This window comes from Bacillus sp. FSL P2-0099 (assembly GCF_038007445.1).
In the GTDB taxonomy this organism is placed as follows: domain Bacteria; phylum Bacillota; class Bacilli; order Bacillales; family Bacillaceae_G; genus Bacillus_A; species Bacillus_A mycoides.
Genome location: NZ_JBBOXE010000001.1, coordinates 3,655,341 through 3,682,010, shown reverse-complemented (window position 1 = coordinate 3,682,010; position 26,670 = coordinate 3,655,341). Strand labels below are relative to the sequence as shown.

Below are 26,670 nucleotides of genomic sequence, written 5' to 3'. Positions count from 1 at the left end.
GTGGGGGAAAAGATGAGATTAGAAAAACAATTAATAAAAAAGATGTATTATGAAACATTCCTAATGGAGAATGAAACACACCCACCTCTTCAAGTACTTGGAGAAGCTTATGTAAACGAAGAAAAAAATGAGATTTCTGATGGATCTTATATTCGTTTTGCACAAGGTGAATTTTATTATCACCATCAAGATTTTGAAGCAGCTATTTTTAAATGGGAGAAAGTTAGTAATGAATTAGCGCCATGGGCACAAAAAAATATTGCGGATGCTTACTTCGAACTTACCCAATTATCAGTTGCTGAAAATGTGTATACTTCCATTACTACTGATAACAAAATACTTATGACCGAAATTGTACTGCAATTACTGTCTCTTTACATCGAGCAAAATAATTTTGATTCAGCTTTCGCTGTTATAAAAGAAGCGGTTTCTTTAAATCCCGATTATCCAAACGTCACAACAATTGCCCGTTCCTTTTATGAAGAACAGCAAGATTTTGATAGTGCAGTAGAGCTTGCTGTGAACGAGTTAATTCGAACAGAATCTTATCCGTGGTTTGAGGTTCTAAAAGAATATATCGATAAAGGATTTACTAAAAATATTTCACCAGACTATTTTTATAAAGTATTAGTTACATTAAATAATGTAGATCAAGTACAATTTACGCAAATTGTTTCATCACTTTGGCACAGCTATAAAGATGAACAAAATTACTTATTATGGCTCAACACAATAAATGAATTTTTCATACATATCGAAATACATTCGTCCGATATATGGGACGAAATTTCTTCTCTTTACGAAGAAACATACTTTGAATTAATTCAAGGTCAATATATGCTTAGACAATTACACGATATCATTCCAAACCTGTTAACAAATTGGTTAAAGGTAGTCAATCCCTCTCATGCTGTATTTCCATCTGCAGCAGTATTGGCATGGGATGAGATTTTTCCTTCTAAAATAGATTCAGCGGATATAAAAGATGCAGAAGACCTACTGTCATATTCTATTAATCATGTGAATGGCTTAGAGTATAGTTTACATCTTTTTGAATCTATTACACACTGGGCACAAGAACATGATTTAGAAATGGGTAACCGATTTAGCTGGTTAGTTGGTGAGCTTGCAGATTTAAGAACAAATCGCCTATTAGTAACTGGAACTTCAGGGAACGGAAAAGCTTCATTTATTAACTCTATTTTAGGAGAAAATATATTAGAAAACTCAATCTCAAATGTAGTTGTTTTTAAAAATGACGCTTATACAGAAATTAACGCTATAACAGATTCGGAAATTACAACAACTGAGAATTTCTCTGATTTCCATAACATGATGGCAGTGCATCGTCAAACATATAGAGATAGAGCGTGTGTTGAATTTAAATTACCATGCAGGTTTTTAAGTAAAAATAAACTTACATTCGTTGTTACACCTAGCTTTAATAGGAACAATGACGCGAGAGATGAGGTGTTTGAATATTTAAACTCTGTAGATGAATTATTATTCGTATTGAATACGGATTCACCTTTTACTGACAAAGAACGTGACATTCTATTAAGTATCCAAGAACATACACCAAATCTACAAGTTCATTTCTTATTAAATAAAATCGATAACATTTACAATGAAGCAGAAGCAAAAAGAGTTATACAAGATACGCAAGTGAGAATAAATACATATTTCCCTAATGCAAGAGTTTTCCCTTATTCTTCGTTATATACAAATAGTAAACAACTAAACGATTTAACTGAGTTTATTCATTTTAACTTTAACCATAAAAATATCGATGTAGAACGTACTGAAAAGCTATTGTTTTTCATTCGAAAAACAATTACATATCTTTTGGATAAACGCGTCGAGAGGGAAAATAATCTAGTGGATTCTATTAATTGGAATGAAGATATGTTAGTTAAACTAAATGCTTGTATTAATAACCTTACTGCTTTTGAGAAGGAAAAAATTCATTTAATTACAGAAACATATCGTACAATGAAAAACGAAATTACTAATGATCTTACAGAACATATTCCGAAACTATTGCAGAGTTGTTCCGATTTAATTAGTGAAGAAAGTGATTTTGGGCACATTGATATTGAACTAAATACAGCGATGAATGAAAGGGTGCAACAATATCTAGAACAAACTGTATTACCTAATCTTGCTCGCTCGATGCAAAATTGGATTGCGACTTCTAATAACGAGCTCCTTCAAAGTCAATTGTACTTAGCAGAAACCAGTGAAGGACTTAATTCTTTATTTGGAGAAAAGCGAATACAGTTAGAATGTGACTTTAAAGTAATTGATGACTGGCGCAGAGATACTGATAGAATGACAACTAGAATACAAATGGAAGAAGTAAATATTTTACGCCGATTTACACCAGCACAATTTTTACTGAAAAGTGCCGGTAAATTATTTGGAGTTCTTCCTAAAAATAAAGCTATGCTATATAACAAATACAAACAGTATTTAGAAAATGAAGATTATACCGATGTAACGGCTTCTATTATGAAGAAATTTTTCTTGCAGTTTGAGCTATTTGAAAACACACAAGAGCGGGATATTAATATGTTCTTTAGAAATCCATTTGGCTCGTTGGAACAAGCTGTAAAAAACACTCATTTAGAAATAAAAGAAAAACAAGATAAACTGCATAAAATGAAATCAAACCCTGAAGTTTATCATGATCCTATAACGCTCTTTGAATTGAGATTACGTCAATGTGAAGTAATCTTAAATATAGGTGATGATAATGCCTATACAGATTTAACTTTAGAAACAAGCGTAGAATAAAAGTAAAATATATCAAGTTTTTTATATGAAATTGCATCATGTGTTATAAGAGGGGAAAAGGGAGCAACCGTAATGAGTTGCTCCCTTTCTTTATATAGATTACTTTTCAGTTTCTTTAATTTTAGTTTTTACTTCTCCAGTTTTAATTTTATTACTTTCTGAGAAACGTAATAAATCGCCTTCAATAATTTTGTCAGACATTCGTAACTCATTTTGTGCACGGTTAATGAGTGCTTGTGCTTCTTTTTTTGGTAAATCTATAATTTGACCTGTTATGCGGTCATAGAAAGTATTGTTTTTGTATGCATACTTGTTTGTAATAAAGCTACCATCACGTAAAACAACAAAACCGGTATATTCATCTGAAAACATATCATGGCCAAAACGGATATCGTTAGTAGTATCAATCCCTAATAAATTTAGAATAGTAGGTTTCATATCGATTTGTCCCGTAGGCTTTGAAATAGTTTGACCTTCTGTTTGGCCAGGGATATGAATATATAAAGGTGTGCGTTGTAAATTTAAAGTATCAAATTCTGTTATTTGATCTTTTTCTAAAAACTGTGCCATTGCGCGATTATGTTTTTCAGAAATGCCGTAATGATCACCGTATAACACAATAATAGAATCATCATACATTCCCTCGGCTTTTAAACGCTCAATAAATTTTTTGATTGATTCGTCTAAGTAACGTGCTGTTACGATGTAGCGATCAAATACGCCATTACCAGAGTTGTATGGTTCAATGAATTTTGTATCTTCATCATACGTAAATGGATAATGGTTTGTTAAAGTAAGGAAACGAGCGTAAAATGGTTGATCAACAGTTTTTAATATATCTACGGATTGATCAAAGTATTCGATATCTTTTAATCCCCAATTTAAATTTGTTTCGGGTGTAATTTTGTAATCAAGTTCATTATAGTAACGATCATAACCGAGAGCAGAGTACATAATGTTACGATTCCAAAATGTTGCGTTATTCGCATGGAATACAGAAGTGAAATAACCTTGCTGACGTAAAATTTCTGGAGTCGCAGTATAATCGTTGTTACCGTGCGTGAAAAATACAGCTCCTCGATTTAATGGATACAACGATGTATCTATTAGAAATTCAGAATCTGATGTTTTTCCTTGACCAGTTTGGTGGAAAAAGTTATCAAAGTAATAGCTTTCATTTATGAATTCATTCAAGAACGGTGTAACTTCTTGACCATTGACGGATGCACCTATTAAAAAGGTTTGCAAGGATTCAAGAGTAACGACAATTACGTTTTTTCCTTTCGCTGCACCAAACATATTAGGATTTGGTTCGCTATGGTTTGCCTTTACGTAGTTTTCAGTTTCTTGTAATTTACTACTATCTGCAAGTGCCTTTTGGGATCCAGCTTTTACTTGTAGTGTTAAATCATATACTTGATGAGTATATAGTCCTAAATTTTTAACAAGCATTACTCGGTCGAAGGATCTCGTTAATAATTCAGGGCGCTCTTTTTCTGCAAGATGTAGATTCGCAAAAAATACAGCAATCGTTAAGAGAAAATATAACAAGCGTGCAGAATGAGTTACACGTTCTGTTTTAAAGACTATTGCTTTCTTTTTTAATAAAATAAAGAAGAAAATAATGTCTACGAATGCGAGTATAATTTTGTAGTTCAATATTTCTATAATACTGCCTCCTAATTGGCCGAAGTTTGATGTTTGTCCAAGTACTGGTAACGTAACGAAATCATTATAAAAATCATAGAACATTACATTCCCAGCAAGTACGATTGTTAATAAGAGATTAATACATAGCGCTATATAATTTCTCTTTTCACCGGTTGCAAATAATGCTAATCCAACAAATGCTAACGATGCAGCGAGAGGGCTAATAAACAAAATAAGTTCTTGTGTAGAAGACTCAATTTTTAAATCAAAACTGAATCGCGTAATAAGATATGTTTTTAACCATACTGCTAAAGCAATTATTATAACAAAGCTTATATTTTGCAGTTGTAAATTTATTTTATTCTTCATTTTTACACCTTCTTTATAGAGTTTATTTAACTAATGTTATATATTATATTTTTATAACTATTAGAGTATGGTGAACCATTTAGATTATATTTTTCTAAAGGTAATAATTTGAAGTATTCATATACATACAATGGAGAATTTTAAAGCGAAGTAACATAAATCTAATTTTTTTAGAAACGGAGCAGAAAAAGTCATAGTCGTAGTAAAAAATACTTATAGACATCCTAACATATTAAACACTACGGCGATGTTACAAAATATCGAACAAATAAAAGTGAAAATGAATAGATGATTTTTAAACTATTGACATTCAACCAGTTTGAATTTTCAGAAAAGTAAGCTTGAAGAAAACAGTTATATTAATTAGTAGAAAACTACATTCTATATAGAATGTAGTTTTTCATGTGTTTTCAATATATCCCGTAAAATCCTGATTCTTTGTGGCTTAATCATCAGCGGGGGAGGGATAATAATTTCGTTAAAGCTATTACTACATAAGTAAAGTACTGGTGAAACTCAAAATGTTTGATTGGTATCTAAATTATAGCAATTAAATGTCAGACAAGTATTTTCCAACATACAGGCCACTTGCAGCTGCTTGAGATAATGAATGAGTGACGCCTGAACAATCTCCAATTAAAAATAGCCCATTCATACTTGTTTCAAAATGGTTATTGATTTTTATTGTAGGAGCGTAGAACTTGCCATCAATTCCATATAATAAAGTATCTTGATCGATAGGTTCTTGGATAAATTGTTCTAAACGTAATAAAAATTTTTTGAGTCCTTCAATATATAGTGGAGGAATTTCTTTATTCAAGTCTCCATAATCTCCGTGTAGTGTAGGCTGTATACGATTATGTTTCATGTTGTTCTCGGCTGTAGGTTGTTTCTTTATTAAGTCCTCTAAACGCTGTATAACAATCCGATCTCGTCCTTGGTTAATGCTTTTAATAATTGAACTTGCGTATACATTTGCTTCTTTGAGAGTTGGAAAATAGCGTGGGATAAATAAAGTGAAATTTAAGTTAGAAGTGCCAGTTCCTTGCTCTCGAAAATTTTGACCGTCAGGCATAACTAAACCTTCTTCGTACTTTCGAATAATGCGTCCTTTTGGATTCATACAGTAAGTAGTAGCCGTGAAATGTTCATGCTGATAAGAAAGTTTCGTCTCAAATGTATCTTTTAATATAGAACGTAATTGATGTTCTTTCATCTCTACCCTAATACCTAAATCTATACGGGTTTGTTCCTGTGCAATTTCAAGGGAAGAGCACATTTCTTTTAACCAATCAGCCCCGGAACGTCCTGTTGCAAATACGAGTTGCTTAGATTGAACTATCCCTTGATTTGTAGCTATTCTAAAATGATCTTTCTGCCTTATGATATGCTCTACATCTATATGAAATCGGATATTTATTTTCGTAAGTAAAAATTCGTAGAGCTGCTGAAAAATGTTACTTGAAAGTGTAGTGCCAAGATGCCTTACTTCTGTTGTGAGCATTTGTAAACCACACGCTTCAGCTCTCTTAGTGAGATTTAGATTTTCTGTAGAATATTTTGAAACGGAACTTCCACCAAACTGACATAGAATTTCATCTACTTCAGCCATGAGTTGTATAAAAGCTTTTTTACCTACTTTTTGCTCAAGTTCCCCACCAAATCCATTTGTATAATTAAATTTCCCTTCAGATTTTCCTAAACCACCAAATCCGAAATATTTATCACATGTAGTACAATTACACAATTTTCCTTGGTCTAAAGGACAATGGCGATCTTTTAGCGCTTTACCTTTATCAAGAATTAAAATCTTTTTGTTACTTTGGGCTAATGAATAAGCCATAAAGATGCTACTTACTCCAGCTCCGATAATTGTAACATCATACATATTCTTTCACCTGCTAACGAATAGTTTGTTTTTTATTTTCTTAGTGTATAACACTTTTATGAAGTTAAGAAATAGCTTGTATTAATAAAGTCATAGTTGTGGATTTGATACTTTCTCAATTACTCTAAATGATGAATGAGATACAACAGTTTTTTATTTAAAAAGAGAGATACTTTTAAACAATCATTTTATCATATGGTTAATAAAAAGCTTAAATATAAAAAGAACAGACCTTTTAAGTAAAGAGGTCTGTTAATCATTTGAAATAGTTGTTAAGTGCATAAATTTGAAGGGAATTATAGTTTTATTTAGCGAAGACGTGGTTACCGATTACTGCTACTGTTTGACGTGTCGTAATCCATTTGTCTGTTGATGTTTTTGGGTTGTAGAAATAAAGCCAATCAGAATGTATTCCACTTGTGGAGATAGCCTCTTCTACAGCCATTTTTGCTTCAGCGATTGCAGGCTGATTAATTCTTCCATCAGTAACAGGAGTAAATGCATATCCGTATTTAATAGGTTCATAAATAACACCTGTTATTGTATTTGGAAATCCTTTTGCATTTACTCGATTTAGGATAACTTTTGCTACAGCTACTTTTCCTTTATATGATTCGCCACCTGCTTCCGCGGTAACTAAGCGTGCCATTAAGTCTTTTTCTTTTTCGGAAATACTGGAATTAATTTTCAAATGTTGTCCTGTATAAAGCTTGTTACCGACTGTGTTGTTAATTTGTTTTATAGATTGAACGGTTACGTTGTAGCGCTTTGCTATCGTTTCTAATGAATCTCCCGGTTGTACTTGGTAAATAATTTGTCCAGAAGTGTTCGTAGTTTTTTCGTTTTGATGAACTGTAACCTCATTTGATTTCATAGATCCTGGAATATGTAACTGTTCTCCAATAAAAGCTTGATCGTTTCCTTTATGATTCGCTTGTTTAATGGCTTGTATGGAAACGCCATATTGCTTACTGATGCCCCAAAGTGTATCATTCTTTTTTACTGTATGTGTGGTGGAAGCTTCAGCTGTACTTTGATTACATACGAATGTAAGTGCTACTGCAGATAAAGGAATTATATGTTTTATTTTTAATAATTTCATTGTAAATCCCCCTAATAAAAAATTAAGTTTTAACTGTTGAATAATGTAGTTCAGAGTATATAAGGTACGTATTTATATTTTAATATAAATATATTAGCACGTATGGAATAAATAATCATCATAAGTTTTTTATTTATATCATGTAGGACCCAAATATGAAATATTGCATATGAAAGCCCATTGAAGTTCGAGTTGTTGCTTACTATAATTTATCTAGTGAAAAGGGATATTAAATTTTTTTAATGCATTGAGATGAGAATATGTGGATGTTTTTAAATTTTACTTCTATGCAATATTCCATATTTATGAAACATTATTTATTAAGTAGCTTATACTATATTCAATAAGTTTGATATAAAACAGAAAAAGAGAGGGATAAAAATGAGCAATAAGAAGTTTATTTTGAAATTATTCATATGTAGTACTATACTTAGCACATTTGTATTTGCTTTCAATGATAAGCAAGCAGTTGCTGCTAGCGCTGGTAATGGGCTTGAAAACTGGTCAAAATGGATGCGACCTATACCCGATAACGTACCGTTAGCACGAATTTCAATTCCAGGAACACATGATAGTGGAACGTTCAAGTTGCAAAATCCGATAAAGCAAGTATGGGGAATGACGCAAGAATATAATTTTCGTTACCAAATGGATCACGGAGCTAGAATTTTTGATATTAGAGGGCGTTTAACAGATGATAATACGATAGTTCTTCATCATGGGCCATTATATCTTTATGTAACATTGCATGAATTTATAAATGAAGCGAAACAATTTTTAAAAGATAATCCAAGTGAAACGATTATTATGTCTTTAAAAAAAGAGTATGAGGATATGAAAGGGGCAGAAGATTCATTTAGTAGTACGTTTGAAAAAAAATATTTTCCTGATCCTATCTTTTTAAAAACAGAAGGGAATATAAGACTTGGAGATGCTCGAGGAAAAATTGTGCTACTAAAAAGATACAGTGGTAGTAATGAATCTGGAGGATATAATAGTTTTTATTGGCCAGATAATGAGACGTTTACGACAACTGTAAATCAAAATGTAAATGTAACAGTACAAGATAAATATAAAGTGAGTTATGATGAGAAAGTAAAATCTATTAAAGATACGATAAATGAAACGATTAACAACAGTGAAGATTGTAATCATCTATATATTAATTTTACAAGCTTGTCTTCTGGTGGTACAGCATGGAATAGTCCATATTATTATGCGTCCTACATAAATCCTGAAATTGCAAACTATATGAAGCAAAAGAATCCTACGAGAGTGGGCTGGGTAATTCAAGATTATATAAATGAAAAATGGTCCCCAATACTTTATCAAGAAGTTATAAGAGCGAATAAGTCACTTGTAAAAGAGTAAAGATTGTCATAGTAAGAAGCGATGAAATACATCGCTTCTTTTTTGTTTTCTAAAAATTAACATCAAATATAGCTTTACATATCGTACGTTCATGATAGAAAAAAATCGAAACTTAAGCTATAATTACTACATATAAAATTTATACCTATAAATTTTACATGTAGTAATGAATTTGATTTATTGTAATGAAACGGAGGTATATATTATGAAGTTTCCACATGATTTTTTATTCGGGGCTGCTTCAGCTTCTTATCAAGTAGAAGGTGCATGGAATGAGGATGGAAAAGGTGTTACGAATTGGGATGAGTTTTCAAAAATTCCTGGCAAAACATACGATGGAACAAATGGTGATATAGCGGTTGATCATTATCATCGATATAAGGAAGATGTTCGTTTAATGGCTGAGATGGGATTGGAATCGTATCGTTTTTCGATTTCTTGGGCGAGAATATTGCCGACTGGAGATGGAGAGGTAAATGAAAAAGGAATTGAATTTTATAACAATTTAATTGATGAATGTTTAAAGTACGGGATTGTACCGTTTGCCACTTTATATCATTGGGATCTACCATTACCGTTAGAAAAAGATGGTGGGTGGACGAATAAACGAACAGCAGAGGCTTTTGTAAAGTATGCAGAAATTTGCTTTAAGGCATTTGGTGATAGAGTGAAACATTGGATTACTTTTAATGAAACAGTAATGTTTTGTGGATTAGGCTATTTAAAAGGTGCACATCCACCAGGAATACAAAATGATGTTCCAAAGTATTTTCAAGCGACTCATTATGTATTTTATGCGCATGCGAAAACAGTTGCGGTGTACAAGCAGCTGAAACAGTATGGGGAGATAGGGATTACACATGTTTTCTTACCTGCTTATAGTGTGGATGATCAAAAAGAAAATATACTAGCAGCAAATCATGCGAATGAATATGAAACGTATTGGTACTACGATCCAGTTTTAAAAGGTGAGTATCCGTCTTATGTTGTACAACAATTAAAGGAAAATGGGTGGACTCCTAATTGGACGGTTGAAGAATTAGAAATCATTAAACAGAATGCCGAAAAAAATGATTTTATTGGCTTGAATTATTATCAGCCAATACGAGTAGAAAGATATGATATGGATATAAAGAGCGAGGAGCATTCTCGAGAAAACTCAACACTTGCTCCAGGTAATCCTTCTTTTGATGGTTTTTATCGAACAGTAAAAATGGATGATAAAACATATACCAAATGGGGTTGGGAAATATCTCCCGAAGGCTTCTTAGATGGATTGCATATGTTGAAAGCGCGTTACGGTGACATAAAGATGTATGTAACGGAAAATGGACTTGGTGATGAAGATCCAATCATTGACGGAGAAATTGTAGATGTTCCGCGAATTAAATTTATTGAAGAGCATTTAAAAGTAATGAAGCGTGCAATTCAAGAGGGAATTAATTTAAAAGGTTATTATGCATGGTCAGTTATTGATTTGTTAAGTTGGTTAAATGGATATAAAAAGCAATATGGCTTTATTTTTGTCGATCATAATGATAACTTAAAACGTAAGAAGAAACTTTCGTTTCATTGGTATAAACATGTGATCGAAACGAGAGGAGAAGAGTTATAACAGATAAAAGAGTATTTTAGGAGAAAGTGTATGAGTGCAAAGTATAAACAAATTGTAGATGTGTTAGAGCAAAACATTCGAGATGGGCTTTTTAATGAAACGAAAAAATTACCTACAGAAGAAGCGTTGATGAATCGATTTGAAGTAAGCCGTAATACGATACGTAAAGTAATTAGTCAGCTTGTGAATAGAGGTTATATTTTTCAAGTGCAAGGTAGTGGTATGTTTTTACGTGAAACTTCTGTAACAGATTACATTAATTTAGGAAGTTTACGTGGATTAACGAAAAATCTCGTTTCACAAAATATTGAAACGAAAGTGCTAGAGATTGAAGTAATAGAGGCAAATGAAGAGATAGTAGAACGGATGCAATGCGAGATTGGAACTAGGTTATATTTCTTGAAGCGCGTAAGAATTGTAGATGGGAAACCATTCTCTATTGAAGTAAGTTATTTCAAAAAAGATATCATTCCTTATTTGAATGAAGAAATAGCATTAAGTTCTGTATACAGTTATTTCATTGAGGATTTACGATTAAATATTGGCTTTGCCGATAAAGTTATTAGTTGTGAAAAAATAAATAAAGAAAATGCAAAGCTTTTAGAACTAAATGAAGGTGATCCAGCGCTTCTTATTGAAAATACAGTTTATCTTGTAAATGGAACAATTTTCGAGCTATCTCAATCAATGTTTCATTATGAAAAGACCAAACTTTTAAATCGAATTAATTTTAATTGAAAATGAATATAAGTAGCCTTGTAAAAAAGCAACTGGTCCTAAGTGAGCAGTTGCTTTTTATTTTTAAAGTGGATGAGCAAAAAAACACAAAAGTGGTTGGTCCGTTTTTTACAAACTTCTATTATGATAAGAGAAGAAAGGTAGTATTTTATTCATGCTTTAAAATAGACTGGCCTTAGAGAGGTGGAAGACAATGAGTTTTGCGATTTCACTAGTTGTTATTATTGTAGTTGTATCACTATTTGGGACCGTACTAGTCGCACGAAATGTAGAAGAGAATTACGGTAAGTCTACAAAGAGGAATGTAAAAAACTTATCTGCTATCTATATCATTCTTCTTTTAGGGCTTCTTGTGGGAGTTACTTGGTATGCGGTCGTTATTTTATAGAGTGTGTATATGATGAAGGAGTTAATGCATTGATGAAAAATGAGCGCCATGTTTTAGTTGTTTTCCCGCATCCAGATGATGAGTCGTATTGTGTGGCTGGCACAATTTTGGCTTATACGGAGCAGAAAGTCCCTCTTACCTATGTTTGCTTAACACTTGGTGAAATGGGGAGAGCGATGGGGAATCCACCTTTTGCAACTCGTGAATCTTTATATACAATTAGAGAGAAAGAGTTAAAGCGAGCTACAAATATTTTAGGGATTGAAGATTTACGTATGATGGGATATCGTGATAAAACTCTTGAATTTGAAGAGCCTGGAAAATTAAGAAGCTTGATTCAAAACTGTATTGAAGAATTGAATCCTTCTATAGTTATTTCTTTCTATCCTGGGTATGCAGTTCATCCGGATCACGATGCAACAGGGGAAGCAGTAGTAGAGGTCTTAGCTAATATTTCGGAAGGTAAACGACCAGCCTTTTATGCTGTAGCTTTTTCGAAAAATCATGAAGACGAAATAGGACCTCCAGATTTTAAAAATGAAGTGAAAAAATATGTTTCGAAAAAATTGGAAGCATTACGAGCACATGCATCACAATTTACAACTAAAGTGGATGAGCTGGAAAGGGAGTATGAAGACGGTATTTCAGGCACAGTTGAGTGGTTAGAAAGAGAACCGTTTTGGATATATTCATTCAAAGATAAAAATATGTGATGCTACATCTGAAGGTGATGAATATGTATTTTGAATATAAGAATCGAAAGATTTTTTACAATATAGAAGGATCGGGTCCTGTCATATTGTTTTTACACGGTCTTGGAGGAAATTCGAATAATTGGTTATATCAAAGAAAATACTTCAAGAAGACATGGACCGTAATCTCACTCGATTTACCTGGGCATGGGAAATCCGAAGGGATGGAAATTAGTTTTAAAGAATATTCAAATGTTTTATATGAGTTATGTAATCATTTAAAGCTAAAATCAGTAACAATTTGTGGTCTTTCAAAAGGAGCTAGAGTGGGTATCGATTTTGCTATTCAATATCCACGTTTTGTTTCTAGCTTAATTGTTGTAAATGCATTTCCCTATTTAGAACCGGCAGATCGTAAAGAACGACTTGAAGTATATGATTTACTTAGCTTGCAGGATAAAGGGAAAACTTGGGCTGATACGTTATTGAGAGCAATGGGAGTAGAAGATAATGATGCAATTGTCCGAGGATTTCATCAATCCCTACAAACGATTCATCCGACGCATATTCAAAGGCTATTCGCTGAATTAGTTGATTACGATCAAAGACCATACCTCTCTAACATTGCATGTCCTGCATTAATAATACGAGGAGAGAATGATTATTTTGTTCCGGAAAAGTATGTGAGAGAATTTGAAAAACACCTGAGAAACGTGACCTTCGTTGAGTTGGAAAATAGTGGGCACTTGCCTTATTTAGAACAGCCTACTAGCTTTAATGTGACGGTAGAGGCATTTTTAAATCATGCGCTTGATTAATACCATTTTTGCAGTGAATACTGTTATTAATGAGTTCAGGGCACCAGCTTGGAGAGGAGGGAACTAAATGGAATGGCAACCGAATCGTGAAGATAAGATACCAGTTTATAAACAAATTGCTGATTACATTGAAAGAGGCATTTCTACCGGTGAATTCCCTTCTGATAGAAAATTACCTTCCGAGCGTATGTTAGCACAGAATTTACAAGTGAACCGGAGTACGGTCGTAGCTGCTTATGAGGAATTGAAATCACTTGGGGTAGTAGAACGGAAAAAAGGAAGCGGCACTCGGGTGAATACAGATATATGGGGTGTGTCACATAAACGAATACCGAACTGGGGTAGGTACGTTGAGGATGGATCGTTCTTACCTAATGTACCACTTGTTCAACAAATTCGAACGGAAACACAAAAAGATGATTTAATCAATTTAGCGAGTGGTGAATTGTCATCAGATTTAATTCCGAGTGATAGATTTCGAACAATTTTGTCGGAGAAAACATTTATGGGAAATCTCGGTTATGACCATCCGCTTGGAAATGAAATGTTGCGAAAAACCATTGCGGCACATGTCGAGCAATATAAACAAATAGAAGCAGATTCAAGCTCTATTCTTATTACATCTGGAGCTCAGCAAGCACTTAATCTTATCGTTCAATGTTTGTTAAAGCCTGGAGATGCGATTGCAATTGAGGATCCCTCCTATTGTTATTCACTTCCCATGTTTAAATCAGCAGGTTTAAAAATATTCCGTTTACCAGTTGATCAGCATGGTATGAATCCAGATGACTTAATCGATTTGCACAAAAAGCATCGCATTCGTATGGTGTTTTTAAATCCGGATTATCAAAATCCAACTGGAACGGTACTTTCATTGGCAAGACGTAAAAAGGTTTTAGAACTATCTTCTGAATTTGGTATACCGATTGTAGAAGATGATCCGTATAGTTTGACTTCTTTTAATGGAGAAGTGAATCCAACATTGAAATCGATGGATCAAAATGGGAATGTTCTTTATGTGAGCTCATTATCAAAAATTGTTGCATCAGGATTACGTATTGGTTGGGTAATTGGCCCCACGCGCGTAATTGAGAGATTGGCAGATGCGAAGCAGCAAGTTGATTTCGGTCATAGTGTATTTACACAGTGGGTAGCGAACCAATTTTTAGAATCTGAGGATTTTCATACGCATATTACGTTGCTTCGTGGACAACTGAAACAAAGAAGAGATGAGTTAATTAGAAAGCTTGAAGAAATATTAGGGGATCAGATTGAATTTTTTGTTCCTGAGGGCGGAATACATTTATGGTGCAAAGTGCAAGGAACGTTTGATGAATATCATTTACTAGGTGAATCTATACAAAATGGTGTAGCATTTGTCCCAGGAAGCGTCCTAGGTTCGAAAAGTGAATATGTCCGATTTACTTTTGGCAGAGCGAATGTAGAACAAATTCAGCTTGGAGTTACAAGGTTTGCGGAAACATTAAATGAGATTTCATAATAGTGAAGCGTAATATGGAAATGAGGGAAAGAAATGAAGTACGTGACGCTTTTACTTCAAGTAGGCGTGCTATATGTGTTTAGCTTAGCTGGTACGTGGATTCAAGGAGTATTCCATCTGTCGATGCCAGGAAGTTTAATAGGGATGTTAATATTGTTTCTACTCCTTTCTACTCGTATTTTTCCATTAAAGTGGTTTGAGGTAGGGGCAGAAAAGTTAATAGTATTTTTGCCGTTATTTCTAATTCCTTCGACAACAGGATTAATGGAATATGGATCTTTTCTTTTAAGTAAGGGGAGTGTTATATTCCTTTTGGTAGTTGCAAGTACGGTAGTAACATTGATTGTTTCAGGGTATGTAAGTCAATTATTAGTAACATCAAAAAAATAAAATCGACAAGGTGCACGATTCAAATGGTCTTAATTATTATTACTGTAGTAATTTATTTATTGGCGACAAAGTTATATAAAAAATTTACGTTTCCATTTACGTTACCGGTATTAACAGTTACAGCAATTATGATTTGCTTATTTTTGATATTTGGTATTTCTCATCATGAGTATAAGGAAAATGGGGGAGACATTCTTTCAGGTTTTTTGAGTCCTGCAATTGTAGCGTTAGCCATACCTCTATTTAAAGAGCGAGAGATACTTATGAAAAACTTTTTAGCGATACTAATCGGCGTAGTGATAGGTATAGTGGCTTTAACGAGTATGAATGTAGTGATTGGTGAAATTTTAAATATAGATAAGGAACTTATATTAACAACTTTACCACAATTAGCGACAATGCCTATTGCCATTTCATTAGCGGATCAAATTGGTGGCATTCCATCTATGACTTCTAGTTTTGTAGTTGTTGCAGGAATAACAGGTGCTATTATCGGACCGACAGTACTTAAGTTTTTCCGAATAACAAGTACGATTGGAAAAGGAGTGGGGATGGGCTGTGCATCACATATTATTGGTGTGAGCCGTCTAGTGAAAGAAGGAGAGAAAGAGGCAACTATCGGTTCGGTAACAATGATTGTAACAGGGATACTTATTAGTATATTAGTACCTTATGGAGTGAAATTTTTATTTTGAAAATTAATGAATCGTAATAAGGAGCATAACACTACTCATTTTAGAGCGTAATGGAGATGATTAAAATGACAACATGGTTTATAGTTACATTATTTATTTTTGGTGCTCTTAAAGTACTAGTTTCTAGTATGCCAACTTCTGTTGTAGAATCAATTATTAGTAGATTTGAGTTACACCAAAAACTTGATGAGGAAAATACTACTGTAACGGTAGATGGGGAAAGTATAGAAGGAGAAATGAAACTTCAAGTTATTCATGAATTTAACGAGGCTTTATTTTTAGATAAACATTATTTTCCGCCGCAAGGGAATGGTACACCGATAGTCATGGAGACGAAGAAAGGAAAAAGAGAGATTAGATTTTCTATATATAGCTACGAGGAACACGTTGATGTAGTAAAGCAATATAAGAAGAAAGTAGTTGCATATCGTTTGCGATCAAAAAGCCTTCAAAGTCGTTCAGTAGCAGTGACTGAAGATTATGCTTAAGGAGAGACCGTTATTATAACGGTCTCTTTATTATAGGTAGGGTCTATATAATTATTAAACTTTTATTCATATCGTAGTCCATTTGAAAGTTCTTCAATAGCTTTCCAATCATCAACAATAATTTGCTTATTATTTTTATGAATTATATTGTTAGTTATTAGTTTTTCAATGACTCGATTAAGATGACGGGTAGTTGTCCCGACTAATGAGGCAATTTCATGATGATCTTTAGTATGAATTTCTCGCCCAAATAAATTAGAAGGATTTCGGGCTGTACATAAATAACTAGCAAAGCGTGTCTCCACAGAAGCCAGTAAATTGATACGTGAAGCTGTTGTGCAAGTTTGAAGCTTATAAGTGACATGATGAATTAGCTCTTGAAGAAAGACTACATCGTGTAATAAGTAACTTGTTACATAATTTTTATCGATAAAAAGAAAATCAGACTGTTGTTCGGAAGTTACATGAGATTGTATGTCTACGGATTGAATTAATTCAATATCCCCCATGATAGAAACTGCAGAACAAAATCGTAGTAATAATGCTTTACCTGTAATTACACTTGAAGTTATTTTTGTACGTCCTGACATTTGAATATAAAGGCCGTCGATAGCTGCACCTTCTTGTAATATAGTTTCTTTTGCTGCGTATCTGCGAATCTCAAATGGATGATTGAATTGTTGGAATAGCTTCTTTATGTACTCATTATTTAAGTAGCTTAATAATAAGGTATTATCTGCAATCTTTTGCATAATGTTTCTCCTTTTGGGACATCTGTCCTATCTATTATAAAATAATTCATATACATTAAAAAGAAAGGAGTGATGTATATGAAATTTATTTTTGATATTGATGGTACTATTTGTTTTAAAGGAAACGCAGTAACGAAAGAGATTATTCAAGCGCTAGACGTTTGTCATAGTATAGGACATGAGATTATATTTGCATCTGCTAGACCAATTAGAGATTTATTACCTGTTCTACCAACTCATATGCATCATTATTCAATGATTGGTGGAAATGGTGCTTTTATCGCAAAGGATAGAGAAATTGTTGAAGTTATACGTTTTGACATTGAAACAGTAAGTGCTATGCGTTCAATCATAGAAAAGTATAGTCTTTCCTATTTGGTAGATAGTCAATGGAACTATGCTTATACAGGAAGTGAGAGTCACCCTATCTACAAAAACATAGACCCTAATCAATTGGCTATTAATATGAATATTGATGAAATTGGTGAAGTAGTAAAAGTGGTTTTATTTCCTGATAATAAAAAAAAAGAATTAATCATAAATGCGTTGGAAGAACTTCCTATAAGAATATATGAGCACGATAAAGAGGGGATTATTGATATAAGTCCGCCACATATTGATAAATGGGAAGGTTTAAAACGATTAGGTATAAAAGAGGGAGAATTCGTAGTGTTTGGTAATGATTCGAACGACTTATCAATGTTTATACATGCTAAGGAAAGTATTTGTGTTGGGAGTCATGAAGTATTAATAAATCATGCGTCCGTATGTTTAAAGGTTGACGAGCAAAGTATTGTTGATAAAATTATTGAGTTAGCAGAGTCATATGCATAAAAATGTGTATGTGAAACATAATAAAAACGGGTACTAAAAGGATTGTTAGCCTTTTAGTACCCGTTTTTATTAATAATTGACTGATAGACTTTCCGTATGAAAAATAAAAACAACATATATCCAAACAAAGAATAACTATGCTGCCAATCCGTACTATGTACAAATAAGCCTAGCCTCTCAGCAATTTGTTCAAAAATGCTAGCGCAAACGCCTATTGAAATAATAAATAGAGTTCTAGAAACGGTAGATAATTTCTTTGAAATTTGAATAAAAGAGGCTGTTAAAATCGGTAGTACGAGTAACGTGAAAGCTATGTTAACTGAAAATGTGGATGAGAAGGGTCTAACCGGAAAAGAATATATTTGTTTATTAACAAAGAAAGCATCTAAACAAGTTCCAATAATAGCAGAGAAAAAAACTGTAATTATTAAAGCTAGAAAATCATTCTTCTTCTCGAAGGAGGACATTTTTCTTTGCGAGAATTGCGAGTTCAATTTTTTCGAGTGTTTTGCAGTAGTCTTCTGTAATTTTTCCATTTATATTTTCCTCCTTATCAACTAAATAATTTACAACTTGCCAATCGTTAAACCAATCTTCATTTTCAACTTCTTCATGTTTCATATCCCGCCATGCATAGATGAGTGCAGGGCTGTATATACGATACGCGTCACTACGTAACTGGCATTTCTTTATTCGGCGTTTATAAAACTCACGTGAAAAAGATTCATTTACACTAGAAAATAAATGAGGCCAGTAATCTTTTCTTGAGCCTGTATGTGGATGGTGATGGACCCAGTTTATTATTTGAGATAAAATATGTGTATCCCGAAATAACAATGAATACAACCGTTTTCCAAGTGAAATTCGTTCATGCAAAGAAGTGAAATGTTTCATTGTATCACCAAATAGTAATACTTTTTGCTTTTTATCATTTTCGTAAAATGGGAAAAGGATATGATTAAACTGAAAAAAATCAAAGAGTTTAAATCCAATACTATTTAATACAGTCTTTTTAAAGTGTGCATTTTGAATAACTCTTTTTTCTAAGTAGTTTTGTTCATTAATAATAGTTGCGATCGCTAATGTTTTTTTGTTACCTGTTTTCCAAAAATCGTTCCACATTGTTTCCATAAATGTAGAAACATTTAAGTGAGTGAGAAGGTGAAATAGCTTTTTTGATTTTTTTACACTTTGCTCATATAGTAAAAATTGAGGATATACATCTTGGAAAATGAGCCAATTTCCTCTTTCTAAAAAAGAGAAAAATGTAATTTGATCTTTCTCGGATAAAAGCCTCGTATATAAATCTCCCTTTAAATCTGTCATATTCCAGCCACCGTTACGTGATACGATATGCCCAAGTAGTGCCCAATGTATTTCTGGATATTGAATGTAAAATTGGTAGTATGCACGTGTTCTTGTGACGTTATTTTTATTTAGTTCTTTTGTCTGAGCTTTAATTTTATCGATGATAAGTTGCTCTTCTTTCGTTAATTTATATATGGTAACAGAAGAGATGAGATCACTTTTTTGTTGTAACTCGTTTTTCACGTCGAATAGGGAGAGAGGGAGTGCTTTTGAGAATTCTTTAGATGTATTGTTTGAATTGCTTTGGTACATTCCATTACCTCCCTTTTCTATGAGTTTAAATGTGGTATTGGTTATGAATCATTCCATTTATCTCGCTATTAACGAGCAGTAAGACTCCCATCTCAAAAGTCGGCTAAAGCAAAGATGTTAGGTGAGGGTGGGGCTGCTCGTAAAAGCCCGACTGATTCAACTAATAATCAGTCGGGGATGGACAAAATCCCCACTAATTAAAGTTTCACTTTATTTTATTACGAGCATAAGAAATAAATGAGCGGTGTTTTTTAAACCAGTAATATAGTTATCATTCAAACAGTATAAAGAAAATCTAATTGCTAAGAAGTGAAATGAAAAACAGAAACTATTAAAAAATAGTTTCTGTTTTTTTATTTTGTCAATTAAATGTAACAAACGACGATTATGATTTGAATCAATTGAAAATAATTCAATAACCTTAATAAATACAATTTGAATTGAAATATATGGTAGGAGGAAAAGGAATGCTTAATAAAATAATTTTAATTACTGGTGGTACAGGTTCGTGGGGACATGAACTTATAAAACAACTATTAGAAAAATCACCGAAAGAAATTAGAGTTTTTTCAAGGAATGAAACGGTTCAGTTTGAAATGCAGCAACAGTTTATAAATGAAGAGAGATTGAAATTTATTATTGGAGATATTCGTGATAAAGAGCAACTAGTATATGCTTGCCAAGGTGTACATTATGTATTTCATCTTGCAGCTTTAAAGCATGTTCCAGTATGTGAATATTATCCTTATGAAGCTATAAAAACAAATATACATGGTACGCAAAATGTAATTGAAGCATCTATCCAGAATCAAGTTGAGAAAGTTATATATGTTTCAACTGATAAAGCGGCCGATCCATCAAATACGTATGGGATGACAAAAGCAATTGGTGAAAAATTGATGGTTCATGCGAATGTGCAAACGAAGAAAACAAAATTCATTTGTGTTCGTGGCGGAAATGTTTTAGGAACGAGTGGAAGTGTGGTACCGCTTTTTAAAAAGCAAATTAAGCAATCTTCAAAAGTAGGGATTACCGATGCAAATATGACTAGATTTTTCTTAACCATTGAAGATGCTGTTGGATTGTTATTTAAAGCAGCATCTGAAGGAAGAGGAGGAGAAATCTTTGTTATGAAAATGCCAGCATGTAAAATAACGGATTTAGCAAGAATATTGATTGAAGATTCAAAAAAAGAAAACGTGAAGATAAAAGAGGTAGGGATAAGACCTGGTGAAAAATTAAGTGAAATGCTTTTATCTGAGGTAGAGAGTAAAACAAGTATTAGTTTTGATCAAAATTATTTTGTGGTACTACCGACTATTCCTATAGAAGGACTTCAAGAATATTATGCTAGTTATCCGCTTGTGGATGTGAAGAGTTTTAGTTCTCAACAAGACTTACTTACAAAACATGAGGTGAAACAAATGTTAGAAAAAGGAGGGTTTTTACGATGAAAAGAAATGCGAGCCTTTTAATAACTGGTGCAAATGGCTTCACAGGACGTCATGCTTGCCAATATTTTTTAGAGCAGGGCTTTCATGTAATTCCTATGTTTCAAAATCGTTCACATAGAGAAAAAATCGAAAATGGTATTACTTGTGATTTAACAAATAAGAGTGAAGTAATGAAGGTAATTAAACAAATAAAACCAGACTATGTATTGCATTTAGCAGGAAGAAACTCAGTTAATGAGTCTTGGACAGCTTCTCTGGAATATATAGAGATTAACGTAATAGGGACTTTATATTTATTAGAAGCCATTAAGCAGGAAGCCTCGCATTGTAAAACATTAGTTATAGGATCTGCATTGCAAGCAGATAGTATGAAAAACATAAAAGTTTCAAATCCATATAGTTTAAGTAAAACTATGCAAGTCATTATTGCGGAGGCTTGGGGCGGATTAATGGATTCAAATATTATCATTGCAAAGCCCTCAAATTTAATTGGTCCAGGAGTATCGAATGGTGTTTGTTCAATTCTCGCAAAAAAAATGATAGATATAGAATCAGGTAGAAGTAAAGCGATTATTGAAGTAAACAGTTTGAAAGATAGTAGAGACTTTCTAGATGTACGTGATGCAGTTAAAGCGTATCATGTGTTATTACGTGATGGTATAAATGGAAAACAATATAATATTGGATCAGGAGTAAAACGCTCTTTATTAGATGTATTGGAACAATATAAAGGATTAACACAGTTGAATTTTACTATAAAAGAAACAGAGAATAGTGAGAGCGGCTCAAATGAAAGTTTAGTATTAGAGGATATAAAAAAGTTAGGTTGGGTTCCAGAAATCCCATTTCAGCAATCATTAAAAGATGTACTTGAGTATGCGAAGTGTAGTGACATCTGCATTTAATGAAAAATATAAAAGGATGTAAGAAATATATGAATTGTTATGAGACTATAAATAATCAAAATATGCTATCGCTTTCGATTGTTGATACGCTGGATTGGAAAGATGAAGAAGAACACGTTTTGCGCATCTATGAGGCGATAAATACATGTCGAGCATATGTGGAAAAGGTTAATCGAAACCCCAAAACAATATATACAGGAACTAGGCCTGTAATCCAAGTCTTTACTCAGTATGAATGTAGTGAGTATGGAAATGATTTTTATGAACTCATCAAAGATCTTTTGCAAGACATAGGTCTGGAGTTAAAGATTTATATAAATCATAGTAAGTTAATGTACATTTGAAAGATTACTATAAAGCTAGACTTTTAATGATAAAGGTGGGATATAAGCTATGAATAAAACGATTCTCTTTACTGGGGGCGGTACAGCCGGACACGTAATGATTAATATGGTATTGATTCCTAAATTTATAGAAAAAGGATGGGGAGTTGAGTATATTGGATCTCAAAATGGAATTGAAAAATTATTAGTTCAAAATGTTAAGTACAATAGTATTTCAACGGGGAAGCTTCGGAGATATTGGGATTGGGAGAACTTTAAAGATCCTTTTAAAATTATAAAAGGCTGCTTACAAAGTTATAAATTAATTAAGAAAATAAAGCCTGACGTTATCTTTTCTGCAGGAGGATTTGTTTCAGTTCCTGTAGTTGTAGGGGCATGGTTAAATAGTGTACCTATCGTAATACGTGAACCAGATAGCACGTTAGGACTTGCAAATAAAATAGCATTACCTTTTGCTACAAAACTATGCACAACATTTCCTCATACAGGGAAGAATGTAAGTAATGAGAAAAAGGTTTATGTAGGACCAATTGTAAGGGAAGAAATTGAGAGAGGTAACGTATTACGAGGAAGAAGGTATTGTGAATTTCAGCAAGATAAGCCAGTATTGTTAATAATGGGTGGGAGTCAAGGTGCTAAGTGGATAAATGATATGGTAAGGAAAAGTTTAGATACATTATTATTAAGTTTTAATATTGTTCATATGTGTGGTAAAGGGAAGGTGGATCCTTCTATCGGAATGGAAGGTTATATGCAATTTGAATATATAGGAGAAGAGTTGCCACATATACTGAATATGGCAAGTGTTGTAGTTTCCAGAGCGGGTTCTACTGCTATTTCTGAATTGTTATTTTTGAAGAAACCGATGTTGCTTATTCCGTTAACTAATGGTTCCAGTAGAGGGGATCAAGTTTTAAATGCTGACTATTTTTCTAGGCAAGGGTATGCGGAAGTATTACTTCAAGATAGAATAAGCACCAGTACATTTACAGATGTGTTAAATAAGTTGTATGTAAATAAGGAGAGATATATTCAAAACATGAATGGATTTAAGAAAACAAATGAGGAGGGAATTCATCAATTAATAGATTTAATAAATGAAGTAGTTAAATAATAAAAAAAGGAAAGAAATTATTTTCTTTCCTTTTTACTATAGTTGTTCAAATTCATTATTACCTATAACGATTACATTCAGTATAGAGTTATATGCATTTTGATTTACTATGGACGAATACCGTTTTCTAACAGCTTAGTAAATGCATTGGCATAAATAGGTTTACTGTAATAGTAACCTTGAATAAACTGACATTTATTTTTTTGAAGGAAATTTACGTGTTCTTTCGTTTCTACGCCTTCAGCAATGACGGACATTCCTAATGTATTTGCTAGTGTGATGATTGTTTTAATGATTTCCATTCCATCTTCACACGTTTCAGACATTGTAATAAATTCTCTTGGGATTTTTAACGTATCGATTGGATATAAAGGTAAGTAGGCTAGGGAAGAATAGCCTGTACCAAAGTCGTCGATTGAAATGTGAATCCCTAAATTTTTTAGTGTACGCAGTTTTATCAATGTTTCTCTCTCATCCATCATTGCAATTCGTTCTGTTAATTCTAGATCAAGGGAACTTGCTGGTAAGCCTGTAGTTGCTAAAGTAGAAGAAATAGATTTTACAAATCCTTCTTGTTCAAATTCTTTAGCAGATAAATTTACCCCTATTTTTAAATGCGAATATCCGAGTGCATGCCAACGTTTCATTTGCTCACAAGCCTGCTGTAATGTCCATTTTCCTATTGGAATAATTTGTAGTGTTTCTTCTGCAATCGGAATAAACTCGTATGGAGAAATAACACCTAATTCAGGATGATTCCACCTGATTAAAGCTTCTGCACCGATAATTTTATTAGATTCACTATCAACTTGAGGTTGATACAAAAGGAACAATTCTTCATTTTGTATTGCGTTTGGTAAATCTTTTTCTAATCGTAATCGTCTTTCGATTTTTTTAGCGATTACATCGTCATAAATAGAGACAGAGTTAAGCTCTTTTGCCTTTGCATCATACATTGCAACATTAGCGTTTTTCAGAAGTGTAGCGGTATCGATTCCGGAATGTGGATAAATGGAGATACCGATACTCAGTGATAAAGTTAATTTATGCTCATGTATGACAAACGGCTTTTCCATGCTTTCAAATAATTGGTTACATAACTCGAATAAGGAATATTCGTCAGTATAGTTTTCAATTAAGATTGTAAACTCATCACCACCGATTCTTGACAGATGAGTATGTGATGGAAGACATGATTGGAATCGCTTTGCTACTTCTTCTAATATGTAATCACCTGACGAATGTCCAAGTGTATCGTTAATTACTTTAAAGCGATCTAAATCTAAATATAATAATGCAAACTCACTTTGTGTTGTTTGAGCATTTTTTATAAATTTTCTTAGCTTCCTATGGAAAAAGGATCGATTCCCAATTTTCGTTACAGTATCGTGGAATGCTAAATATTTTATTTCTTCTTGTTGTTTTTTTAGTGCGGTAATATCCTTTACCATAATATAGCTTCCTGAAATTTGTCCATCTATCATAATAGGAACGATGGTAACGTATAAAAAATAAGTAAAGCCATCTTTATATTGAGAACTAAGTTGTAAGGATGCTGATTCTTGTTGTTTAACTTTTTCTAATGCAGATATCAGTTTATGTTTATCTGCATCTAAAATAATAGAAAAACATGTCTCACCAAGTAACTCGTTCGTTGGTGCTCCAAGTAGTATGCTTCCTGCTTTATTTACATTTAAGAATATTCCATTTAAATCAATCGTAAAAATGGGATCAGGATGATATTCATATAATGATTTGAATTTTTGTTGTTTCTGAGATAGGGCCTCTGATTTATGGACTAAATCAGAAGTTCTTAAAGTAACTTTTTCTTCTAGTTGAGCATTAAATACTTGTAAACGTTTTGTTAGGGTGTCGTTTTGCATACGCACAATAGAATGGCGAATAAGTACGAAAACAAAAGCGATACAATTTCCTGTAATGAGAGTTGAAGACGATGTTTGTTCTTTTAATGTAAACCCGATTAGTATTGCAACAGCAAGATAGGGAAATACGACTAAAACTTTCTTTCCTAGTATAGGGTTTACAATGAAATAATTTTTATGGCTATTATCATCTTCTGAAATAGACCCAGCTATTGCGATAAGCAATATAGGTATTCTATATAAAAGACGTAAAAATGTTATAGTGTCAGTTGATAAATGGGTATTTAAGTAAAAATAAATATAGTTAAAAGTTGCAGAACTAATTAATACAAAAATAAAGATATAAATTTTCCGCTTGGACTTAAAAATTGTTGGGCGGAAAAAGAGACTAACACCTAGTAGAAGAAATAATAGATCTGCAATTGGATATAGAAATGAAAGGAAAATATCTGCGAGTGAAAGTGAGAATATATTTAAATTTGGCTGATTAAATAAATACCATTCTAATGTGAATATGGAAGTAAGTACTATACATATATCACAAATAAAGAAAGCTTTTTCCCATTTATTGCATTCTTTTAAGATCTTATAGCAAAAAGCGATAAGGCAGAAGAATAGAAAAAACATGTAAAATACATCAGAAATAGTAAAATGATGTATTGGAAGTTCGAAAAAGGTATCTTGATACGTATATACTACTTTTCCTAATAAAAAACTACCAATTGCAATTGTAATACATATCCAAAAAGGATTTGAACTAACTTTTTTAGAGTATATAGAGTAAATTAGCGATATAAATGTAATGACTTCAACGATGAGTGAAGCGAAGCGTACATTGAAATTTGAAAAATTAGTAGGGAACAGAAAGAAAAACATAAAATAGATTGAATAGCATATTAATGTTGTGATTAATATACATAGCTGTAAATTTTTATTTAATTTCAAAAAAATCACCTTCTTTAAGTATGTACTATATTCGTAATATCTATACGTAATAATATTACTTAAGGATTGTATCAGATTTCCTTATAAAAAGCATGCTTATAAGGAAAAAAACAAGAGTGCAATAATTCTTGAAAATGAAAAAACACTACATTTAATGATTTTTAGTGTATCAAGATTTTAGATGGGAATTGTATATTTAGTCATCCAGTATATTTTAAAGGTTTTTTAGTGCTTTGCAAGTGGAGATGCAAATTTGCATATAAAATGATGGGATTTTCTTTCTAGGTGAGTTTTTGATTGTTATAGGCTAGTAAGGAA

At 32.7% G+C, this 26,670-nt stretch carries 23 protein-coding genes; 16 read left to right on the top strand and 7 right to left on the bottom strand.

Annotated elements, in window-relative coordinates:
• Nucleotides 1-12: 12 nt before the first annotated feature.
• Complete coding sequence (locus MKY90_RS18915; RefSeq protein ID WP_098168951.1) at nucleotides 13-2,796, top strand: dynamin family protein; 2,784 nt, start codon at nucleotides 13-15, stop codon at nucleotides 2,794-2,796.
• A 99-nt stretch (nucleotides 2,797-2,895) separates the two neighbouring features.
• On the opposite strand, the gene MKY90_RS18910 is transcribed toward MKY90_RS18915, so the two are convergent.
• The 3 genes from MKY90_RS18910 to MKY90_RS18900 form a co-directional block, all read right to left on the bottom strand.
• Nucleotides 2,896-4,815, bottom strand: a complete 1,920-nt coding sequence (locus tag MKY90_RS18910) for an LTA synthase family protein (RefSeq protein ID WP_098168950.1) — start codon at nucleotides 4,813-4,815, stop codon at nucleotides 2,896-2,898.
• A 550-nt stretch (nucleotides 4,816-5,365) separates the two neighbouring features.
• Nucleotides 5,366-6,703, bottom strand: a complete 1,338-nt coding sequence (locus MKY90_RS18905) for an NAD(P)/FAD-dependent oxidoreductase (RefSeq protein ID WP_098168949.1) — start codon at nucleotides 6,701-6,703, stop codon at nucleotides 5,366-5,368.
• A 304-nt stretch (nucleotides 6,704-7,007) separates the two neighbouring features.
• Nucleotides 7,008-7,805 carry a cell wall hydrolase gene (locus MKY90_RS18900; RefSeq protein WP_098168948.1) on the bottom strand — a complete coding sequence of 266 codons (798 nt, stop codon included), beginning with the start codon at nucleotides 7,803-7,805 and terminating at the stop codon, nucleotides 7,008-7,010.
• 381 nt (nucleotides 7,806-8,186) lie between these two features.
• On the opposite strand from MKY90_RS18900, the gene MKY90_RS18895 reads away from it, so the two are divergent.
• The 10 genes from MKY90_RS18895 to MKY90_RS18850 all read left to right on the top strand — a co-directional run bounded on the left by MKY90_RS18895 (nucleotide 8,187) and on the right by MKY90_RS18850 (nucleotide 16,501).
• Nucleotides 8,187-9,176 (top strand): phosphatidylinositol-specific phospholipase C, encoded by a 990-nt coding sequence (locus MKY90_RS18895; protein ID WP_098168947.1) that lies wholly within the window; start codon nucleotides 8,187-8,189, stop codon nucleotides 9,174-9,176.
• Nucleotides 9,177-9,381: 205 nt separating this feature from the next.
• Nucleotides 9,382-10,791: a glycoside hydrolase family 1 protein gene (locus MKY90_RS18890; protein ID WP_098168946.1), complete on the top strand. Its 1,410-nt coding sequence runs from the start codon at nucleotides 9,382-9,384 to the stop codon at nucleotides 10,789-10,791.
• Between the two features lie 30 nt (nucleotides 10,792-10,821).
• Nucleotides 10,822-11,529, top strand: coding sequence for a GntR family transcriptional regulator (locus MKY90_RS18885; protein WP_098168945.1), 708 nt, complete (start codon nucleotides 10,822-10,824; stop codon nucleotides 11,527-11,529).
• A gap of 193 nt (nucleotides 11,530-11,722) precedes the next feature.
• Nucleotides 11,723-11,917: a hypothetical protein gene (locus MKY90_RS18880; RefSeq protein ID WP_002014626.1), complete on the top strand. Its 195-nt coding sequence runs from the start codon at nucleotides 11,723-11,725 to the stop codon at nucleotides 11,915-11,917.
• A 32-nt stretch (nucleotides 11,918-11,949) separates the two neighbouring features.
• Entirely contained in the window at nucleotides 11,950-12,630 is a 681-nt protein-coding gene (gene bshB2, locus MKY90_RS18875) for a bacillithiol biosynthesis deacetylase BshB2 (protein WP_098168944.1), read from the top strand.
• On the top strand, nucleotides 12,630-13,427 hold the full coding sequence (locus tag MKY90_RS18870) for an alpha/beta fold hydrolase (RefSeq protein ID WP_063219192.1): 798 nt from the start codon (nucleotides 12,630-12,632) through the stop codon (nucleotides 13,425-13,427). Before bshB2 ends, MKY90_RS18870 begins: the two co-directional genes overlap by 1 nt.
• 67 nt (nucleotides 13,428-13,494) lie before the next feature.
• Nucleotides 13,495-14,928: a MocR-like pyridoxine biosynthesis transcription factor PdxR gene (gene pdxR, locus MKY90_RS18865; protein ID WP_002033714.1), complete on the top strand. Its 1,434-nt coding sequence runs from the start codon at nucleotides 13,495-13,497 to the stop codon at nucleotides 14,926-14,928.
• Between the two features lie 33 nt (nucleotides 14,929-14,961).
• Complete coding sequence (locus tag MKY90_RS18860) at nucleotides 14,962-15,318, top strand: CidA/LrgA family holin-like protein (protein WP_002014630.1); 357 nt, start codon at nucleotides 14,962-14,964, stop codon at nucleotides 15,316-15,318.
• A 23-nt stretch (nucleotides 15,319-15,341) separates the two neighbouring features.
• Entirely contained in the window at nucleotides 15,342-16,013 is a 672-nt protein-coding gene (locus tag MKY90_RS18855; RefSeq protein ID WP_078204506.1) for an LrgB family protein, read from the top strand.
• Between the two features lie 65 nt (nucleotides 16,014-16,078).
• Nucleotides 16,079-16,501 (top strand): YfmQ family protein, encoded by a 423-nt coding sequence (locus MKY90_RS18850; protein WP_002088014.1) that lies wholly within the window; start codon nucleotides 16,079-16,081, stop codon nucleotides 16,499-16,501.
• Between the two features lie 62 nt (nucleotides 16,502-16,563).
• Here MKY90_RS18850 and MKY90_RS18845 read toward each other — a convergent pair whose 3' ends face one another.
• Nucleotides 16,564-17,253, bottom strand: coding sequence for a Crp/Fnr family transcriptional regulator (locus MKY90_RS18845; protein WP_098168943.1), 690 nt, complete (start codon nucleotides 17,251-17,253; stop codon nucleotides 16,564-16,566).
• Between the two features lie 78 nt (nucleotides 17,254-17,331).
• On the opposite strand from MKY90_RS18845, the gene MKY90_RS18840 reads away from it, so the two are divergent.
• Nucleotides 17,332-18,087 carry an HAD-IIB family hydrolase gene (locus tag MKY90_RS18840; protein ID WP_098168942.1) on the top strand — a complete coding sequence of 252 codons (756 nt, stop codon included), beginning with the start codon at nucleotides 17,332-17,334 and terminating at the stop codon, nucleotides 18,085-18,087.
• A gap of 53 nt (nucleotides 18,088-18,140) precedes the next feature.
• On the opposite strand, the gene MKY90_RS18835 is transcribed toward MKY90_RS18840, so the two are convergent.
• Together MKY90_RS18835 and MKY90_RS18830 are read right to left on the bottom strand one after the other, a co-directional pair.
• Entirely contained in the window at nucleotides 18,141-18,554 is a 414-nt protein-coding gene (locus MKY90_RS18835; RefSeq protein ID WP_141507020.1) for a CBO0543 family protein, read from the bottom strand.
• The gene (locus tag MKY90_RS18830) at nucleotides 18,529-19,707 is read right to left on the bottom strand and encodes a DUF2515 domain-containing protein (protein ID WP_002128677.1); all 1,179 of its coding nucleotides are present in this window, start codon (nucleotides 19,705-19,707) and stop codon (nucleotides 18,529-18,531) included. Before MKY90_RS18830 ends, MKY90_RS18835 begins: the two co-directional genes overlap by 26 nt.
• Before the next feature lie 467 nt (nucleotides 19,708-20,174).
• On the opposite strand from MKY90_RS18830, the gene MKY90_RS18825 reads away from it, so the two are divergent.
• From MKY90_RS18825 to MKY90_RS18810, 4 genes are read left to right on the top strand one after another with little or no spacing between them, the layout of a single operon-like run.
• Nucleotides 20,175-21,161 carry a UDP-N-acetylglucosamine 4,6-dehydratase family protein gene (locus MKY90_RS18825; protein WP_002142824.1) on the top strand — a complete coding sequence of 329 codons (987 nt, stop codon included), beginning with the start codon at nucleotides 20,175-20,177 and terminating at the stop codon, nucleotides 21,159-21,161.
• Nucleotides 21,158-22,066 carry an NAD-dependent epimerase/dehydratase family protein gene (locus tag MKY90_RS18820; RefSeq protein WP_002128673.1) on the top strand — a complete coding sequence of 303 codons (909 nt, stop codon included), beginning with the start codon at nucleotides 21,158-21,160 and terminating at the stop codon, nucleotides 22,064-22,066. Before MKY90_RS18825 ends, MKY90_RS18820 begins: the two co-directional genes overlap by 4 nt.
• Complete coding sequence (locus MKY90_RS18815) at nucleotides 22,066-22,410, top strand: DUF6572 domain-containing protein (protein WP_170935245.1); 345 nt, start codon at nucleotides 22,066-22,068, stop codon at nucleotides 22,408-22,410. Before MKY90_RS18820 ends, MKY90_RS18815 begins: the two co-directional genes overlap by 1 nt.
• 49 nt (nucleotides 22,411-22,459) lie before the next feature.
• On the top strand, nucleotides 22,460-23,524 hold the full coding sequence (locus MKY90_RS18810; RefSeq protein WP_098168940.1) for an undecaprenyldiphospho-muramoylpentapeptide beta-N-acetylglucosaminyltransferase: 1,065 nt from the start codon (nucleotides 22,460-22,462) through the stop codon (nucleotides 23,522-23,524).
• A gap of 107 nt (nucleotides 23,525-23,631) precedes the next feature.
• On the opposite strand, the gene MKY90_RS18805 is transcribed toward MKY90_RS18810, so the two are convergent.
• Nucleotides 23,632-26,352, bottom strand: coding sequence for a putative bifunctional diguanylate cyclase/phosphodiesterase (locus tag MKY90_RS18805; protein ID WP_141507019.1), 2,721 nt, complete (start codon nucleotides 26,350-26,352; stop codon nucleotides 23,632-23,634).
• Nucleotides 26,353-26,670: the final 318 nt, after the last annotated feature.

What these genes read in the sequence shown, in the direction of transcription:
- MKY90_RS18915 (WP_098168951.1), top strand. Translation starts at nt 13, where the DNA reads ATGAGATTAGAAAAACAATTAATAAAAAAGATGTATTATGAAACATTC.
- MKY90_RS18910 (WP_098168950.1), bottom strand. Translation starts at nt 4,815, where the DNA reads ATGAAGAATAAAATAAATTTACAACTGCAAAATATAAGCTTTGTTATA.
- MKY90_RS18905 (WP_098168949.1), bottom strand. Translation starts at nt 6,703, where the DNA reads ATGTATGATGTTACAATTATCGGAGCTGGAGTAAGTAGCATCTTTATG.
- MKY90_RS18900 (WP_098168948.1), bottom strand. Translation starts at nt 7,805, where the DNA reads ATGAAATTATTAAAAATAAAACATATAATTCCTTTATCTGCAGTAGCA.
- MKY90_RS18895 (WP_098168947.1), top strand. Translation starts at nt 8,187, where the DNA reads ATGAGCAATAAGAAGTTTATTTTGAAATTATTCATATGTAGTACTATA.
- MKY90_RS18890 (WP_098168946.1), top strand. Translation starts at nt 9,382, where the DNA reads ATGAAGTTTCCACATGATTTTTTATTCGGGGCTGCTTCAGCTTCTTAT.
- MKY90_RS18885 (WP_098168945.1), top strand. Translation starts at nt 10,822, where the DNA reads ATGAGTGCAAAGTATAAACAAATTGTAGATGTGTTAGAGCAAAACATT.
- MKY90_RS18880 (WP_002014626.1), top strand. Translation starts at nt 11,723, where the DNA reads ATGAGTTTTGCGATTTCACTAGTTGTTATTATTGTAGTTGTATCACTA.
- bshB2 (WP_098168944.1), top strand. Translation starts at nt 11,950, where the DNA reads ATGAAAAATGAGCGCCATGTTTTAGTTGTTTTCCCGCATCCAGATGAT.
- MKY90_RS18870 (WP_063219192.1), top strand. Translation starts at nt 12,630, where the DNA reads ATGCTACATCTGAAGGTGATGAATATGTATTTTGAATATAAGAATCGA.
- pdxR (WP_002033714.1), top strand. Translation starts at nt 13,495, where the DNA reads ATGGAATGGCAACCGAATCGTGAAGATAAGATACCAGTTTATAAACAA.
- MKY90_RS18860 (WP_002014630.1), top strand. Translation starts at nt 14,962, where the DNA reads ATGAAGTACGTGACGCTTTTACTTCAAGTAGGCGTGCTATATGTGTTT.
- MKY90_RS18855 (WP_078204506.1), top strand. Translation starts at nt 15,342, where the DNA reads ATGGTCTTAATTATTATTACTGTAGTAATTTATTTATTGGCGACAAAG.
- MKY90_RS18850 (WP_002088014.1), top strand. Translation starts at nt 16,079, where the DNA reads ATGACAACATGGTTTATAGTTACATTATTTATTTTTGGTGCTCTTAAA.
- MKY90_RS18845 (WP_098168943.1), bottom strand. Translation starts at nt 17,253, where the DNA reads ATGCAAAAGATTGCAGATAATACCTTATTATTAAGCTACTTAAATAAT.
- MKY90_RS18840 (WP_098168942.1), top strand. Translation starts at nt 17,332, where the DNA reads ATGAAATTTATTTTTGATATTGATGGTACTATTTGTTTTAAAGGAAAC.
- MKY90_RS18835 (WP_141507020.1), bottom strand. Translation starts at nt 18,554, where the DNA reads ATGTCCTCCTTCGAGAAGAAGAATGATTTTCTAGCTTTAATAATTACA.
- MKY90_RS18830 (WP_002128677.1), bottom strand. Translation starts at nt 19,707, where the DNA reads ATGTACCAAAGCAATTCAAACAATACATCTAAAGAATTCTCAAAAGCA.
- MKY90_RS18825 (WP_002142824.1), top strand. Translation starts at nt 20,175, where the DNA reads ATGCTTAATAAAATAATTTTAATTACTGGTGGTACAGGTTCGTGGGGA.
- MKY90_RS18820 (WP_002128673.1), top strand. Translation starts at nt 21,158, where the DNA reads ATGAAAAGAAATGCGAGCCTTTTAATAACTGGTGCAAATGGCTTCACA.
- MKY90_RS18815 (WP_170935245.1), top strand. Translation starts at nt 22,066, where the DNA reads ATGAAAAATATAAAAGGATGTAAGAAATATATGAATTGTTATGAGACT.
- MKY90_RS18810 (WP_098168940.1), top strand. Translation starts at nt 22,460, where the DNA reads ATGAATAAAACGATTCTCTTTACTGGGGGCGGTACAGCCGGACACGTA.